17 protein-coding genes are annotated in these 15,092 nt (G+C 71.1%); 13 read left to right on the top strand and 4 right to left on the bottom strand.

Annotated features, from left to right (window positions below; all coding sequences use genetic code 11):
• The first annotated feature begins 2 nt into the window (after positions 1-2).
• From JT362_RS02380 to JT362_RS02365, 4 genes are all read left to right on the top strand, one after another.
• Positions 3-1,322 (top strand): alpha/beta fold hydrolase, encoded by a 1,320-nt coding sequence (locus JT362_RS02380; RefSeq protein ID WP_260189317.1) that lies wholly within the window; start codon positions 3-5, stop codon positions 1,320-1,322.
• An 8-nt stretch (positions 1,323-1,330) separates the two neighbouring features.
• Entirely contained in the window at positions 1,331-1,963 is a 633-nt protein-coding gene (locus tag JT362_RS02375; protein WP_260189316.1) for a 4'-phosphopantetheinyl transferase family protein, read from the top strand.
• Positions 1,964-2,073: 110 nt separating this feature from the next.
• Positions 2,074-2,775, top strand: coding sequence for an ATP-binding cassette domain-containing protein (locus tag JT362_RS02370; RefSeq protein WP_260189315.1), 702 nt, complete (start codon positions 2,074-2,076; stop codon positions 2,773-2,775).
• A 29-nt stretch (positions 2,776-2,804) separates the two neighbouring features.
• Complete coding sequence (locus JT362_RS02365; protein ID WP_260189314.1) at positions 2,805-3,692, top strand: NAD-dependent epimerase/dehydratase family protein; 888 nt, start codon at positions 2,805-2,807, stop codon at positions 3,690-3,692.
• 31 nt (positions 3,693-3,723) lie between these two features.
• On the opposite strand, the gene JT362_RS02360 is transcribed toward JT362_RS02365, so the two are convergent.
• On the bottom strand, positions 3,724-4,206 hold the full coding sequence (locus JT362_RS02360; protein WP_260189313.1) for an anthrone oxygenase family protein: 483 nt from the start codon (positions 4,204-4,206) through the stop codon (positions 3,724-3,726).
• Positions 4,207-4,543: 337 nt separating this feature from the next.
• On the opposite strand from JT362_RS02360, the gene JT362_RS02355 reads away from it, so the two are divergent.
• Together JT362_RS02355 and JT362_RS02350 are read left to right on the top strand one after the other, a co-directional pair.
• Complete coding sequence (locus tag JT362_RS02355; protein ID WP_260189312.1) at positions 4,544-5,161, top strand: DUF2306 domain-containing protein; 618 nt, start codon at positions 4,544-4,546, stop codon at positions 5,159-5,161.
• 44 nt (positions 5,162-5,205) lie between these two features.
• Positions 5,206-6,030, top strand: a complete 825-nt coding sequence (locus JT362_RS02350) for an NAD(P)H-binding protein (protein WP_260189311.1) — start codon at positions 5,206-5,208, stop codon at positions 6,028-6,030.
• A 73-nt stretch (positions 6,031-6,103) separates the two neighbouring features.
• Here the strand turns inward: JT362_RS02350 and JT362_RS02345 are convergent, their stop codons facing one another.
• Together JT362_RS02345 and JT362_RS02340 are read right to left on the bottom strand one after the other, a co-directional pair.
• Positions 6,104-6,661, bottom strand: a complete 558-nt coding sequence (locus JT362_RS02345) for an anthrone oxygenase family protein (protein ID WP_260189310.1) — start codon at positions 6,659-6,661, stop codon at positions 6,104-6,106.
• Between the two features lie 177 nt (positions 6,662-6,838).
• Positions 6,839-7,726, bottom strand: a complete 888-nt coding sequence (locus JT362_RS02340) for a class I SAM-dependent methyltransferase (protein WP_260189309.1) — start codon at positions 7,724-7,726, stop codon at positions 6,839-6,841.
• 169 nt (positions 7,727-7,895) lie between these two features.
• On the opposite strand from JT362_RS02340, the gene JT362_RS02335 reads away from it, so the two are divergent.
• From JT362_RS02335 to phzG, 5 genes are read left to right on the top strand one after another with little or no spacing between them, the layout of a single operon-like run.
• Complete coding sequence (locus JT362_RS02335) at positions 7,896-8,828, top strand: ParB N-terminal domain-containing protein (protein ID WP_260189308.1); 933 nt, start codon at positions 7,896-7,898, stop codon at positions 8,826-8,828.
• 33 nt (positions 8,829-8,861) lie between these two features.
• Positions 8,862-9,485, top strand: a complete 624-nt coding sequence (locus tag JT362_RS02330; RefSeq protein ID WP_260189307.1) for an isochorismatase family protein — start codon at positions 8,862-8,864, stop codon at positions 9,483-9,485.
• Complete coding sequence (locus JT362_RS02325; RefSeq protein ID WP_260189306.1) at positions 9,482-11,338, top strand: anthranilate synthase family protein; 1,857 nt, start codon at positions 9,482-9,484, stop codon at positions 11,336-11,338. Before JT362_RS02330 ends, JT362_RS02325 begins: the two co-directional genes overlap by 4 nt.
• The gene (locus JT362_RS02320) at positions 11,335-11,682 is read left to right on the top strand and encodes a hypothetical protein (protein ID WP_260189305.1); all 348 of its coding nucleotides are present in this window, start codon (positions 11,335-11,337) and stop codon (positions 11,680-11,682) included. The genes JT362_RS02325 and JT362_RS02320 overlap by 4 nt, the downstream gene beginning before the upstream one ends.
• The gene (gene phzG / locus JT362_RS02315) at positions 11,679-12,269 is read left to right on the top strand and encodes a phenazine biosynthesis FMN-dependent oxidase PhzG (RefSeq protein WP_260189304.1); all 591 of its coding nucleotides are present in this window, start codon (positions 11,679-11,681) and stop codon (positions 12,267-12,269) included. Before JT362_RS02320 ends, phzG begins: the two co-directional genes overlap by 4 nt.
• Positions 12,270-12,432: 163 nt before the next feature.
• On the opposite strand, the gene JT362_RS02310 is transcribed toward phzG, so the two are convergent.
• Positions 12,433-13,281, bottom strand: coding sequence for a PhzF family protein (locus JT362_RS02310; protein WP_311202656.1), 849 nt, complete (start codon positions 13,279-13,281; stop codon positions 12,433-12,435).
• A gap of 144 nt (positions 13,282-13,425) precedes the next feature.
• Here JT362_RS02310 and JT362_RS02305 point away from each other — a divergent pair, with 144 nt between their 5' ends.
• Positions 13,426-13,914 carry a PhzA/PhzB family protein gene (locus JT362_RS02305; protein WP_260189303.1) on the top strand — a complete coding sequence of 163 codons (489 nt, stop codon included), beginning with the start codon at positions 13,426-13,428 and terminating at the stop codon, positions 13,912-13,914.
• 79 nt (positions 13,915-13,993) lie between these two features.
• On the top strand, positions 13,994-14,968 hold the full coding sequence (locus JT362_RS02300) for a methyltransferase (protein ID WP_260189302.1): 975 nt from the start codon (positions 13,994-13,996) through the stop codon (positions 14,966-14,968).
• Positions 14,969-15,092 lie beyond the last annotated feature (124 nt).

The raw sequence follows: 15,092 nt of genomic DNA, 5'->3' as shown, positions 1-15,092 counted from the left end.
CTATGGCCTTCGACGGCTTCGACATCGTGGACACGGCGTTCATCGACACCTCGCCGGACGTCGTGTGGAAGGAGCTCGTCGCCGAGCTCAACGGGGGCGCCGGCTGGTGGGTGCCGAAGAACACCTTCCGGCCCGGTCCGGTCGGGCCCGACAAGCCGGGTGGCGAGACCGAGGTGACCGTGCACCCCAAGGGCGTCGACAAGGGTGGTCCGAAGCTGCGGTTCGTCGCTCGCACCACCGAGGTGGAGCCGGGGCGGCGGCTGGCGGCCGACTACGTGTCCGGTGCGTTCGCCGGCACCTGCGAGTACCTCCTCGAACCGGCGGCCGGTGGTCGGCGCACCCGCCTGTCGATGCACTTCCGGGCGACCCCCCGCGGCATCGCACGGGTCCTCGGCAAGCTCGCGGACATCGGGTTGCAGCACTCGCAGGGCACCCAGGCCGCCTTCGGCCGGCTCAACCAGCTGGTCGGCGGGAGCGAGCGCGAGCCGGCCGCCGGCGGTGACGCCCACGTGCGCACCGTGCGCACCAGCGACGGGGCCCGGCTCGCCGTCTCCGTGCTCGGCCCACCGGTCGGCTCCGGCACCGGCACGGCAGTGCTGTCGCACGGCTGGGCGGCGGGCCGCAAGGCGTGGCTGGGCGTGGCCGGCCGGCTGGCGGGGCTGGGGTACACCGTCGTCAGCTACGACCAGCGGGGACACGGCGAGTCGACCCTGGGCTCCGAGCCGGTCGGTGTGCGGCGGCTCGGCGACGACCTGGCCGCGGTGCTCGCCGCCGTGGACGCGCGGGACGCGGTGCTCGCCGGGCACTCCGGCGGCGGGTTCGCGGCCATGTCCTACGTGATCGAGCACGCGGACGACGCGGCCGAGCGGGTGCGCGGCCTGGTCCTGCTCGGCACCGCCGCCCATGACCGGGAGACCCCCGACAGCGAGGTGCGCCTGATGGGCAACCCGGTGTTCAGCTGGGCGGTGTCCCGAGGTCCCCTCGGCCGGCGGATGCTGCGCTCGACCATGGGTCCGAAGCCCACGGCGTCGGCGTTGGAGACCAACCGCCGGCTGTTCGCGGCGACCCCGCGTCGCGTGCGCGCGGACTTCTTCCGCTCGTCGCGCGGGATGGACCTCCGCGCCGGACTGTCCTCGGTGGACATACCGGCGATCGTCCTGGCAGGCACGGCCGACACCGTGATCGACCCGGGGCTGGGCCGGGTGGTGGCGGAGACGCTGCCGAACGCCCGGTACGAGCAGGTGGCCGACACCGGGCACATGCTGCCCCTGGAGTCCCCCGGCCGGGTCGCCGACGTGATTGCCGAGCTCGGTCCGGCGTAGGCACCGTAGTGATCTCCGGGATCCTTCCCGCGGGGGTCAGCTCGGTCGAGACCTTCGACGACCTGGCCCCGGCGCCACTGTTCGCCGCCGAGGAGATGTCACTGGCCGGCGCGAGCCCCAAGCGGCGTGCCGAGTTCGCGACGGCACGCCGCTGCGCCCGGCTCGCCCTCGCGGAGCTCGGGATCCCGCCGGGCCCACTGCCGCGTGGAGCCGGTGGCGCGCCGGTGTGGCCCGCCGGCGTCGTGGGCAGCATGACCCACTGCGCCGGGTACCGGGCGGCCGCCGTGGGCAGGGCGGGCGACCTGGACGCGCTCGGGATCGACGCCGAGCCGGATCTGCCGCTGCCCACCGGTGTCCACGGACTGGTCTCCGTGCCGGCCGAGCGCGACCAGTATGCCGAGTTGGCGCGCACCGCCCCGCATGTCAGTTGGGACCGCCTGCTGTTCTGTGTCAAGGAGGCCGTGTACAAGGCATGGTTCCCGACGGCAGGAGAGTGGCTGGCCTTTCGCGACGCGACCGTCGAGTTCGCGGCGGGCGGCGCGTACACGGTGCGACTCCGTGCCGGCCGTCCCGGCCCCGCCCGGTTCGCCGGCCGCTGGACCGCTGCGGACGGTCTGCTGGTCGCCGTCATCGCGGCATGACGATTTCACACCACCGACCGTGTTCGGCTCCCTGTCGCCGGCACCGGGTTCCTGTAAGGCTGTGTCCGGTACGTGTTTCGTATCAGCCGAACCATCCCGGAGGTGCTCGCATGACGGTACCCGCGGTCGCCGACAGACTCGGGCGGACCGGCCGCCCGCGGATCGTTCTGTCCTGCCAGGGACTGCGCGTGACCGCCGGTCGCACGGTGCTGGTCGACGACCTGTGCTTCGACGTGCGTGCCGGCGAGATCTACGGACTGGTCGGGGCCGAGGGCGCCGGCAAGAGCACCGTCCTGCGAGCCGTGAGCGGCCTGGTGTCCGCCGACGCCGGGACGGTAGTGCTCGGCGGACACCGCCTCGACCGGCTCGACGTCTCGGCGCGTACCAGGCTGGTGGGGCACGCCGTGGGGGACGCGGTGATCCTGCCGTCGGCGACCGTGATCGAGAACCTGAGTTTCTGGGCGCGCGTCCTCGGACGGGACCGGGTCGGCCACGTCGTGCCGGCGGTCCGACTGGGGGAGTACGCCGACGTCGCCGTCGACCGCTGCTCGGCCGCCGTGCGCCGGGCGCTCGGCCTGGCGGTGGCACTGCTGCCCGATCCGCCGCTGCTCGTGCTCGACGAGCCGGCCGGCGGACTGGACCGGGCGGACACCGACTGGCTGCACGCCACGGTGCGCCGCCTGCGCGAGTACGGGACCGCCGTGCTCTACGCGGGCCGCCGCGCCGACGACGTGCTGTCGGTGTGCGACCGGATCGGCGTGCTCGATCACGGACGCCTCGTCGGCGACCGAGCTGACCTACCGGCCGCCTGACGCGGTCCGAGAAGTGAGAGGTGACGGCGATGCGCGTGTTGCTGATGGGAGCGACCGGTGTGCTCGGCCGCGAGACGGTCCCGACGCTGCTGACCGAGGGGCACCGAGTGACGGGCTTGGCCAGTAGCGTGGACCGGGTCGCGGCGGTCGAGGCGCTCGGCGCCACCCCGGCGGTCGCGGACATGTTCGATGTCGACGCGCTGACGGCGGTGTGCCGAGGGCACGACGCCGTGGTCAACCTGGCGACCAGGATCCCGGTCGGGCGGGCGATGCTGCGCGGCCGCAACTGGGCGGACAACGACCGGCTGCGCGCCGAGGGCAGTCGGACGGTCGCCATGGCCGCGCGCGCGGCCGGGGTCGGGATACTGGTGCAGGAGGGCGTGTCCCTGGTCTACGCGGACGGCGGTGACACCCAGCTCGATGAGCGGGCGCGCCTGGACCCGGCCGGTCCGACCGTCGCGTCGGTGACCGCCCACGTCAACGCGGAGTCCTTCGCCGGCGAGGGACGGACCGCCGTGTTCCTGCGGATCGCCACCCTGCACGGGGACGACGCGATAAGCCGGTGGATGCTGCGGGGCGCGCGCCGCGGCGGCCCGGCGTACTTCGGCGACCCGGACGGCTGGCTGACCGCGATCCACCCGTTCGACGCGGCGTCCGGTGTGGTGGCCGCCCTGGCCGCCCCGACCGGGGTGTACAACCTCGGTGCCACCCCGGTGCGCAAGCGGGACTTCGGGACGGTGATCGCCGCGGCGGCCGGCGCGCGTCGGGCACGGAGTCTGCCCCGGCCGCTCACCCGCGGGTTCCTCGCGATCCTGGCCCGGTCCCAGCGGGTGAGTTCGGCGGCGCTCACCGAGGCGACCGGATGGCTCCCGAAGCGCACCGAGCCGTCGGTGGACTGGTTCCCGGCGATGTCCTGAGAACCGCCCCCAGCGTTCGGGGCGCTGGTGACTACAGCGCCCCGAACGCGACCAGCGCCCAGCACAGGCACCCGAACCCGAGGCCGTGCAGCCAGCTGCGGATGGCGTTGAACCGGTTCCACCGCGTCTCGTACCGCTCCCGTGTCGCGCTGGCCTGGTCGGGAGTGGACCGATCGACCGCGTTGTTGATCGGGATGTTGCCGCCGATGGTGACCACGATCGCGGCCATGTTGAACAGGAACGCGAGACCGGTCGGCAACAGCACCGAGCCGCGGCCACCGCCGAGCAGAAGTACGGCGGCCACCGCACTGAACAACGCCGAGCCGAAAAAGGTCAGGAAGAAGCGGCCGTTCTGGATGTGCTTGTTGACGTTCCGGTTTACATTCACGTAAGTTTGATCGTCCATTGCGCGCAACGCGGTGACCACCGCGGCGTGGTAGCCGAAGAACAGGCCGGCGATGAGACCGCTGCTCACCGTCGCCACAACGAGTGCGACGAGCCGAACTGTGTCCATTATCACTCCTCGTGCGCTGGTTTCGATCGCTCGTGCCCCGCTTGGGCCATGACATTCCGCCATGGACGGCGCCCGCGCCGCCATACCGGACATTATGCCCGAGTCGCTTCGGTCCACCCATAGGAATTATTCACCTTCCGGGCATGGCCTGCTCCCTGGTTCGGGTGCGGCGATCAGGGGAGTCTTGGCGAAATGCGTGGAACCCCCACCGCGCAACGTTGACCAGGCCCGCGAGGAGCCTCTCGTGTCGAATACCCTGAACCACCGGCCGCCGCGAGTTCGCCAATCGAGGCCGGTCCGCCGGCGCAGGCGCCCACGTGGACTCATCGCGCTGGTCGTGCTGATCGTGGCCTTCCTGGCCGTCTCGTTGCCTCCGTACGTCACGCTCGACCCGGCGAACTCGCTGGTGCCGATCAACGTCCGGGTGGCGCTGCACTATCCGATGTTGTTGGGGCACATACTGTTCGGCACGATCACCCTGGCCACCGTGTGTGTGCAGCTGTGGCCGTGGCTACGCCGAACCCATCCGAAGGCGCACCGGATCAGCGGTCGTACCTACGTGTTCGCCGGCATGCTGCCGTCCTGTGCGCTCGCCCTGGCCGTGGTGCCGCTGGGCGAGTTGAACCCGCTTGGCGCGATCGGCGCGAGCGTCTGGGCGGTGATCGGGCTCGTCACCACGCTGCGCGGGTACGCGGCGGGCCGGGCACGGCACACCCGCGACCACCGTCGGTGGATGCTCTACAGCTTCGCCGCCGCCATGGGGATCGTGACCGGCCGGGTGCTGTTCCTCGCGGTGCCGGCGATCCCGGGTGTGCCGCACGCCCCCGAGGTCATCCATCCGCTCGCTGGCTTCTGGCTCGGTTGGATGGTGAACCTCGCTGTCGCGTACTGGTGGCTGCACCGGCGACCGGCGCGCGTGCGGCGCTCGCGGGCACGCGCACGCGCCAACCGATGACGCGGTCGAGCCCGGCACATCCGCGATCCGAAAGGTGGGCCAGTATGGCCAGGGAAATCCTGGTACTCCAACCCAACGGAAAGACCGGGCGGCGGGTCGTCTCGCGGCTGATGGCGCACGACGTCTCGGTCCGCGGCGCGTCCCGCGCCAGCACCCCACCGTTCGACTGGGGCGAACCGGACACCTGGCCCGCCACCGTGGCCGGCGCGGACGCGGCGTTCGTCGTCTACCATCCCGACATCGCCTATCCCGGTGCCGCGGACCGCATCGTCTCGTTCGTCGACCTGGCCCGGCGCAACGGGGTCGACCGCCTGGTGCTGCTGTCCGGCCGGGGCGAGCACGAGGCGGAGAAGTGCGAAAAGATCCTCCGGGAAAGCGGTGCGGACTGGACGATCGTGCGGTCCGCGTGGTTCACGCAGAACTTCAGTGAGGGTTTCCTGGTCGACGCCGTCCGCGGCGGTGTCGTCGCCTTGCCGGCCGGTGACGTCGCCGAGCCGTTCGTCGACGTCGACGACATCGCCGATGTGGTGGTCGCCGCGCTGACCGACGATCGGCACATCGGCAGGCTCTACGAGGTCACCGGGCCTCGACTGCTCACCTTCGCCGACACCGTCCGGGAGATCGGCGAGGCCACCGGTCGGGAGATCACCTACGTGCCGGTGACCAGGGATCGGTACCGGACCGACGCCGTGGCGCGCGGTGTGCCGCCGGCCCGCGTCGACCTGCTGATCGGCCTGTTCACCGAAACGCTCGACGGGCGCAACGCCCAGCTCGCGGACGGGGTGCCGGAGGCTCTCGGCCGGTCGCCGAGGGACTTCGGCGACGTCGTCCGGGCCACGGCGCCGACCGGTGTCTGGGAGCCGGTGTAGCAGATACGACAGCGGCCGGGCGACTCCAGCACGATCGTGGAGTCGCCCGGCCGCTGTCGCGTCGGCTCGACCGTCACCCGCGGCGAACCCACAGGGACCGGCACAGGCACGCCGTGGCGAGCGCCGTGGCGATGGTCCGGACGGTGTGGGCGTTCACCCACGCCTGCTCGGTTTCCGCGCGGAGGGCGGCGAGGTCGGCGATCGTGTCCGGGTCGCCGGCCCGGTCCAGGGTGTCGTTGAGCGGGAAGTGGATCCCGAAGGTGATCAGCAGCGTCGCCAGGTAGAGCAGAAGCCCGGCGAGGATCCATCGCACGGCCGCCCGTGCGCCCATCCGTCGTTGGAGTACCAGCGCGGCGCCGGTGAACACGAACGCGCCGATGAACGTGCCGACGAACAGCGGCCCTCTGTTCATCACCCTGATGGTTTCCTGCATGACGGTGACGTAGGTGCGGTCATCCGACGTGGCCAGCGCCGGCATGATGGAGACCGACCAGTCGAAGAAGGTGCCCGCGATGAGACCGACGGTCACCGTGGCCGTGCCGTGCACGAGTCCGGTCAGCCGACCGGATTTCGAGTGAGTGGTCACCACGTCCTGCAGGGAGTGGACCGTGGGATCGGTTGTGGTGCTCATCTGCCCCCTATCTGGTGTCGTGTTTCTGTTTCCGGCGATCGTGACCTCGGAGACGATCTCGATGTCCGGTACGAGCTCGAGGAGGGCGACCGGCGCGCGGTCGCCCTCCTCGCCCGGATCTCACCATGTCGTGCCGCCCGGGTGCGGAGACCGGTGGTTTCGAACCTCGTCAGGAATTCACGCCTTCCGCGGCTTCCGCAGGAGGTACAGGTGGGAGCCGAGGTGGTGGTTGAAGAAGGAGCGAATCAGCGGCATCACGTGGTCCATGTGGTCGGCGGCCTCGGCGCCGTAGGCCTGGACGATGTCGTCGCGCCGGTCGGCGTAGAGGTACGCCATCCCCTCGCCGCTGAAGGCGACGTTCTGGCTCATGTCCTCGACCTTGACCAGGTCGAAGCCCGCGTTGGCCGCCCGCTCCAGGGTCTTCGCCGGCGAGGTCGGGGGCATGATCTGCCAGGTCTGCAGGAACGCGTTCAGCTCCTCGTCGGACGGCTTCCCGTTGCGCAGGTCGAACTCGCTCACCAGGAAGTGGCCGCCGGGCCGCAGAACCCGGAACGCCTCGTGGTATCCCCGCTGCCGGTCGGACAGGTGCGGGAACACCTCGAGCGCCACGGCCGCGTCGAACGACTCGTCCTCGAACTCGAGGGCCATGGCGTTGCCGTACTGGAACGAGACACGGTCGGAGATGCCGGCCGACTGGGCGCTGGCGACGGCCTCGGCGAGCTGACCGCGGCTGACATCGATCCCGGTGGCCCGTCCGCCGCTGCGCCGGGCCAGCTGGATCGCCGTCCCGCCGCTGCGGCAGCCGATGTCCAGCACGTGGTCGGTCGACGTCAGGCCGAGGGTCTCGTAGTGGTAGTCGTTCGCCCGCTCCTGGGACCGGTTGGACAGTTCGAGAAGTGTGGACGCGGGCTTCCTTTCACCGGGCAGGGTCCACATTCCGATATGTAGGCCGACATCACTCGCGATCATGCCGTGGAAGGAGCCCAACTTGTCATAGTTGGTCCCGATGTCCTCGGGGGTCGGTGGGCTGAAGCCGTTGACGCCCGGGTCACTGGTTACCGTCACTGCTGCCACTCCCTTGCGCGTTCCATGGGGTATTCCGGAACGCTATCGGCGGCGGGCGTGTGCCAGTAGGGAAATATTCACGTCATGGGGTGTGAAGAATCCTGGTTGCGCGGTTGTTGCACGGCGCCGCCTACCGTCGGCCGGGGTAGTCGGGTATGGAGGGTCGCACATGTCAACTCTCGCCGAGTACGGCCCGGTCAGGCGGCTGGCCGCGCTGGCCGACGACGCCACCACCGTGGAGCTGCGCCTGCTACGCGTCGCCGGGTCGCCGCGGTCGACCGGGGTGGACGAGCGGCACGTACGGGCGCTCGCCGAGGTCATCGACAGCGTGCCGCCGATCCTGGTGCACCGCGGCACGCTGCGCGTCCTCGACGGGGTGCACCGCGTCCACGCGGCCCGTTCGCTCGGCCGTACCGCGGTGCGGGCCCAACTCCTCGACGGTGCGGACGCCGACGTGTTCGTGGCCGCGGTGCGCGCCAACACCACCCACGGCCTGCCGCTGAGTCTGGGTGACCGCAAGGCCGCGGCCACCACGATCCTGCGCAGCCACCCGCACTGGTCGGACCGGCTGATCGCGGACGTGGTCGGCCTCTCACCCAAGACCGTCGGCGCCGCGCGCACCACCGCCTGCGCCGTGCGTACCGGTCGTGACGGCAGGGCACGGCCGACCGACGCCGCCGAGCGGCGACGGAGAGCCGCCGCGCTGCTGCGGGAGGACCCGGCGCTGTCGCTCCGCCAGGTGGCCGGACTCGCGGGCATCTCGCCGGAGACCGCCCGTTCGGTCAAGGCGCGGCTGGCCCGCGGTGCGGATCCGGTGGGCCGGTGCGGGCCTTCCGGGCCGAGGCACGTCCCGCCACCCGGACCCGACCTGATCACCCGGGTCCGCCGCCTGCGTGCCGACCCGTCGCTGCGTTTCACCGAGCCCGGCCGCGCACTGCTGCGGCTGCTGGAGCTGCACGCGGCCGGCGACGGACGCTGGGAGTCCCTCGCCGACGGGGTGCCCGCACACTGCGGACCCGTCGTCGCCGCCGTCGCCGTGGAGATCGCACACGCCTGGCGCACCTTCGCCGAACAGCTGGAACGCCGGCACAGCCCGGAGTGAGTCCCGCGCCGCCCCGATGAGAGGACGACGAGAGTGGTTGGCATCCCCGCGATCGAGCCCTATCCGCTACCGACGCCGCTCGACCTGCCGCGGAACACGGCGACCTGGAAGATCGACCCCAGCCGGGCGGTCCTGCTCATCCACGACCTGCAACGGTTCTTCCTGCGCCCGCTGCCGGACGCCGTGCGCGTCCCACTGGTCGACAACGTCGGCGCTCTGCGCGACCGGGCCCGCGCGCTCGGCGTCCCGATCGCCTACACCGCCCAGCCCGGCGACATGACCGAGGCGCAGCGTGGCCTGCTCGCGGACTACTGGGGCCCCGGGATGCGAGCGAGCGAGCGGGACCGCGCGTTCGTCGAGCCGCTCGCCCCGGCGGAGCACGACTGGGTGTTCACCAAGTGGCGGTACAGCGCGTTCTTCCGTTCCGACCTGTTGGCGCGGTTGCGCGCGACCGGTCGCGACCAACTCGTCGTGTGCGGGGTGTACGCCCACGTCGGTGTGCTGATGACCGCGATGGAGGCGTTCACCAACGACATCGAGGCGTTCCTCGTGGCCGATGCCGTGGCCGACTTCTCCGCCCGGTACCACCGGCTGGCCATCGAGTACGCGGCCGAGCGCTGCGCCGTCGTCGTGCCGACCACGGAGGCACTCCGGTGACCGGAGCCGACGTGCTCGGTCAGGTGCTGGCGCCACGGCCGTCGCCGTTCGCGCTGCTGCACCGGCCGGGCGAGCACGGCCCCGACCGGCTCGACGTGATCGTTGGGGAGGTGACGTCACCCGCGACCCTCGCCGAGGTGCGGCTCGACGAGAACGCGACCGGTCACGACGTGCTGGTGCTGGTGCCCTACCGCCAGGTCGGCGAGCGCGGCTTCGCACGGGTGGACGACGGGGCTCCGCTGCTGGCGCTCCGGGTCACCGCCCAGGAGGAGATCGGTCTGGCCGAGGCCATGGCCCGGATCCCGGAGGTGCCGGTGCGGACCACGGGCGGCCATTTCGACGTTCCTGACGACGACTACGCCGACACCGTGCGCGCCGTCGTCGACGACGAGATCGGTCAGGGCACCGGCGCCAACTTCGTGCTCAAGCGAACCTGGCTGTCCGACATCACCGGCTACACGGTCGCGCACGCGCTCGCCGTCTTCCGCCGGCTGTGTACTCACGAGACCGGCGCGCACTGGACCTTCGTCGTGCACACCGGCGACCGCACGTTCGTCGGGGCCAGCCCGGAGCGGCACATCAGCCTGCGCGCGGGGGTGGCGGTGATGAACCCGATCAGCGGCACCTACCGGTTCCCGGTCACCGGCTCCACTCTGGCCGGGGTCCTGGAGTTCCTGCACGACGTCAAGGAGCGCGACGAGCTGCGCATGGTGGTCGACGAGGAACTGAAGATGATGGCCACGGTGTGCGACAGCGGATGCCGGGTCGACGGGCCGTACCTGAAGGAGATGGCGCGGCTCGCGCACACCGAGTACCTGATCGAGGGCCGGGCCACCCTCGACCCGAGGGAGATCCTGCGGCGCACCCTGTTCGCGCCCACCGTGACCGGCAGTCCGCTGGAGAGCGCGTGTCGGGTGATCGCCCGCTACGAGCCGGCGGGCCGCGGCTACTACAGCGGCGTGGTGGCCCTGCTGGGTCGCGACGGGCGGGGCGCGCCGGTGCTGGACTCGGCCATCATGATCCGCACCGCCGACATCGACGCGGCCGGACGGGTGCGGATCTCGGTCGGCGCCACCGTCGTGCGCCATTCCGACCCGCGCTCCGAGGCCGCCGAGACCCGCGCCAAGGCCGCGGGTCTGCTGGCCGCCTTCGACGACCACCGTCCGGTGCCGCTGGCCGGGCATCCCGCGGTACGGGCGACGCTGGCCGATCGCAACACCGGGCTGTCCGGGTTCTGGCTGCGCGGTGGCGACACCCCTGACGTTTTCGGGCTGACCGGTCGCCGGGTGCTGGTGGTGGACGCCGAGGACACGTTCACCGCGATGATCGCCCACCAGCTGCGCGCCATGGGGCTTGCGGTGACCGTGCGTGGCTTCGCCGACGAGTACGTGGCGGAGGACTATGAACTGGTGGTGATGGGGCCCGGCCCGGGAGACCCGGCCGACCGCTCACACCCGCGGATCGCGGCCTTGTACGAGACCGTCGACCGGCTGCTGCGCGACCGGCACCCGTTCCTGGCGGTGTGCCTGAGCCATCAGGTGCTGTGTGGCCTGCTCGGTCTGCCGGTACGCCGCTGCTCGACCTCCAACCAGGGTAGGCAACGCGCCGTCGAGCTGTTCGGCGACGTGGAGCTGGTCGGCTTCTACAACTCGTTCGCCGCGCACAGCGACGACGACAAGATCGACTTCCCGGACCTCGGCGTGGTCGAGATCAGCAGGGACCGGGAGACCGGCGAGGTGCACGCGCTGCGCGGTCAGCACTTCACCTCGATGCAGTTCCACGCGGAGTCCGTGCTCACCGAGAACGGCCCCCGCATCCTGGCCGCCCGGATCAGAGAGGTACTGGCCGCATGAAGGCGTCAATCACCTGGTGGGACCTGTCCGAGTCGACCCAGACCATCGAGTCGCTGCGCGACTACCTCCGCGACGGCGCGGTGGAGCCGTGGGAGCGGGTCGAGGGCCTGCGGCTGAAGCTGTGGATCGCCGACCCCGTCGGCAACAGGTGGGGTGCGGTCATGATCTGGGAGTCGGACGACTTCGGTGCCGGACAGGAACTGCCGCCGCACCGGGCGATGGAGCTTATCGGCCATCCCCCGACAGAACGGGTGCGCTTCGACGTGGAGGCCACGGTCGAGGGCCGGTTCACCGACCCGCGGCTGTCCGGACTCGGTGTCGGGTCCGCGGGAGGTGCGGCATGACGCCCTTCACGAACCCACCGGCCGAGCCGCTGGCCACGATCGCCGAGTGGTTCGAGGACGCCAGGGCCACTGGCGCGCGCGAGCCGGGCGTGCTGGCGTTGGCCACCGCGGACCGCGCGGGCCGGGTGTCCAACCGGATCGTGCAAACCATTCGGATCACCGGCGAGGGCTTGGTCTTCACCAGCCATGCCGGCAGCGGGAAAGGCAGGGACATCGAGGCCACCGGCTGGTCCTCCGGCGTGCTGTACTGGCGCGAGTCCGGCCGGCAGGTCATCCTGACCGGCCCAACCGCCCCGCTGTCGGCGGACGAGTCGGACCGGCTCTGGTACGCGCGGCCGATCGGAACCCACCCGATGTCGGTAGCGGCCGAGCAGAGCGCCCCGCTCGACGACGAGGAGAAGCTGCGGGCGGAGGCCGAGCGCCTGGCCGAGCCGGCACGGGCCCTGCCACGGCCCGAGCGGTGGCTGGGCTACCACCTCACCCCGACCACAGTGGAGTTCTGGCAGAGCGCCCCGGACCGGCTGCACCGGCGACTGCGCTACGACCGCACAGACACGGGCTGGGACCACGTCCGCCTTCAGCCGTGACCGTCCGGTGCGTGGCCGGCGTCGGTGTTCGTCTCCGGGTGGACCGTCCGGTATTCCCTGGCCGGCGTCCGTGGTTCGCCTCTGGCCATGACCGCCCCGTGCTCCCCGGCCGGTGACCGCGTCGGGGAGCACCGGCTCGCGGGCGGCACCCACCGTCGATCGCTCACGTTTCGCCGAGGTCCAATTCGCCGCGCGCCACGACGACCGCCGACCCCGACACCGCGACCCGGTTCACCCCGGTCTCGCCGCGGACCGCCCGTGCCCGCATCACCGAGTGCCTGCCCATCTCCACACCCTGGTGGATCACGATCTCCCGGTCCCACTCCGCCAGCCCATGTCGCGCCAGATGGATCGCCAGCGGGCCGGCCGCGGACCCCGTCGCCGCGTCCTCGGCCACCCCGTAGGCGGGGGAGAACATTCGAGTGCGCCACCGTCCGTCCCACGGCGCGAAGCAGTTCGCCGCCAGGTCCAGGTGTTCGGCCAGCTCCCGCTGATCTGGCCGCAGCGCGGACAGGTCAGCCGCCGTCGGAAGTCCGATGTAGACATGGCGGGGTCCGTTCCGGTACACCTCAACCGGCAGGGTGGACTCCTCGACGCCGAGCGCGGCGAGCAGATGGTCGGCTTCCGGATAGGGCGACCACTCGGGGATGGGCTGCTCCATGGTCACCATCTCGACCCGGCCGCCGCCGTCCCGACTCAGCGTGAACGGCACGGTTCCCATCGCCGTCTCCATCCGCAGCACGTCGCCGCGGTGGGTCTCGCCGAGCACCACGGCGGTCCCCAGGGTCGGATGGCCCGCGAACGGCAACTCGTTGACCGGGGTGAAGATCCGCACCCACACGTCTCCGTCGGCCTCGGCGGGCAGCACGAACAAGGTCTCGGAGAGGTTCATCTCCCGGGCGATCCGCTGCATGGTCACCTTGTCCAGACCTCGCGCGTCCAGGTACACCGCGACCGGATTGCCCCGCAGCGCGGTATCGGTGAACACGTCGGCGACCACGTATCGGTACACCCGGGCGACGCTACGGCTCCCGACCCGGCGTCCACGAGGTGTCCAAGTGGAGATCGGGCGGTGGTTGGACGTTTGACCCTCCAACCGAGGGCGAAGGACACTGACCACCGGTGTCCGACTCACCCTCACGTCTGCGAGGAGCCGATGACCGAGACCGCCGAGCAGTCCCCCTTCACCGATGACCTGGACCTCCGCCGCCGGAATCGGGCCACCGTCGAGGACTACCTCAGCCGGTACGGGGAGAACCGCCGCACCCGCTACCTGCTGTTCACCGAGGACGGCAGCGCCGGGCTCTATACGGCTGACACCCAGGATCCGGTGGTGTCCCGTGGCCTGGACACGCTCCGGGCACACGGCGAGTGGTCGCTGAGGATGTTCCCGGACTGGCGTTGGTACAACATCCACGTCTTCGAGACACAGGATCCGAACCACCTCTGGGCCGAGTGTGACGGCAAGGGCCAGATCCGCTACCCCCACTACGAGCCCGGCTACTACGAGAACCACTTCCTGCACTCGTTCGAGCTGCGGGACGGGAAGATCGTCACCCAACGCGAGTTCATGAACCCGTTCAACCAACTGCGCGCACTGGGCATCGAGGTCCCAACCATCAAACGCGGCGGCATCCCAACCTGACACCAAGGGACCACACGTGGATCACCCCTCACCCTCTTCCCAGGTACGACAACCAGCCGAACAGGGAACCGCGCGGGCCATGGTCGAGCTGATCACCGGTGGCTGGCGGGCTCAGGCCGTGCACACCGCCGCCACACTCGGCATCGCCGATCACGTCGCCGCGGGACGGGTGACCGACGCCGACCTGGCCGCGGCCACCGGGGCGAAACAGGACGGCGTGCACCGGCTGATGCGGCTGCTGGTGGCGATGTCGGTGTTCTCCGGCGACGGCACGACCGGCTACCGCAACACCGACCTGAGCCGGCTCCTGCTGGACGAGCCCGGCTCGCAGCGGGACATGGTCCTCCTCTACGGCGAGGAGTTCTACACCGCCTGGGGCCACGCGGCGGAGGCGATCAGGACCGCCGCCGCCGGTTTCGAGATCGCTTTCGGCACCGCGCTCTACACCCACAACGCCCGGCACCCAGAGTTCTCTGACCGCTTCCAGCGCGCGATGAGGGCGGGCAACCTGTTCTTCGCGCAGGTGCCGTCGGTGTTCGACTTCGCGGGCAAGCACGTCATCGACATCGGTGGCGGCAACGGTCAACTGCTGGCCGAGATCCTCGCCGCACACCCCACCGCGTGCGGCACGCTGTTCGACCGGGAGAACACGGTCGAGACGGCGAGGGCGAACCTGAGCGCCAACGGGATGGCGGACCGGACGGTCGTCGTGGGTGGTGACATGACCGTGTCGCTGCCGTCCGGTGGCGACGTCTACCTGCTGTGCCGGGTGCTCGCCGGCCACTCCGACGACGACGTGGTCGCCGTGTTCGAGCGTATCCGCGCCGGTTTCTCCGGGCCCCGGGCGCGGCTGCTGATGCTCGACCGGCTGGTGGTCGAGGAGAACCCGACCGTGTTGCCCGCGTTGTGGGACCTGCACCTGCTGATGACCACGGGTGGGCGGCACCGGTCCATGGAACATCTGAGCGACCTGCTGGACCGGGCCGGCCTGCGCGTCGAGACGCGGTTCGACCTGCCGGTGGAGACCACGGCGCTGGTCGTCGCGCCGGCGTAGGTCCTTCCCGCGCGGGGCAACTCGGCACGGAATCGTTGCCGCGCTCCGTATCGGTACGAGGTTCGGACCTGGCGCCGGCGTTCCACTCGACGGTCCACGAGGTGACCGGGCGTGTCCTCGTACG

The organism is Actinophytocola gossypii, assembly GCF_025165815.1.
Classification (GTDB): domain Bacteria; phylum Actinomycetota; class Actinomycetes; order Mycobacteriales; family Pseudonocardiaceae; genus Actinophytocola; species Actinophytocola gossypii.
Note: the sequence above shows the minus strand (reverse complement) of the source record. Positions and strands in the feature narration are given on the sequence as shown.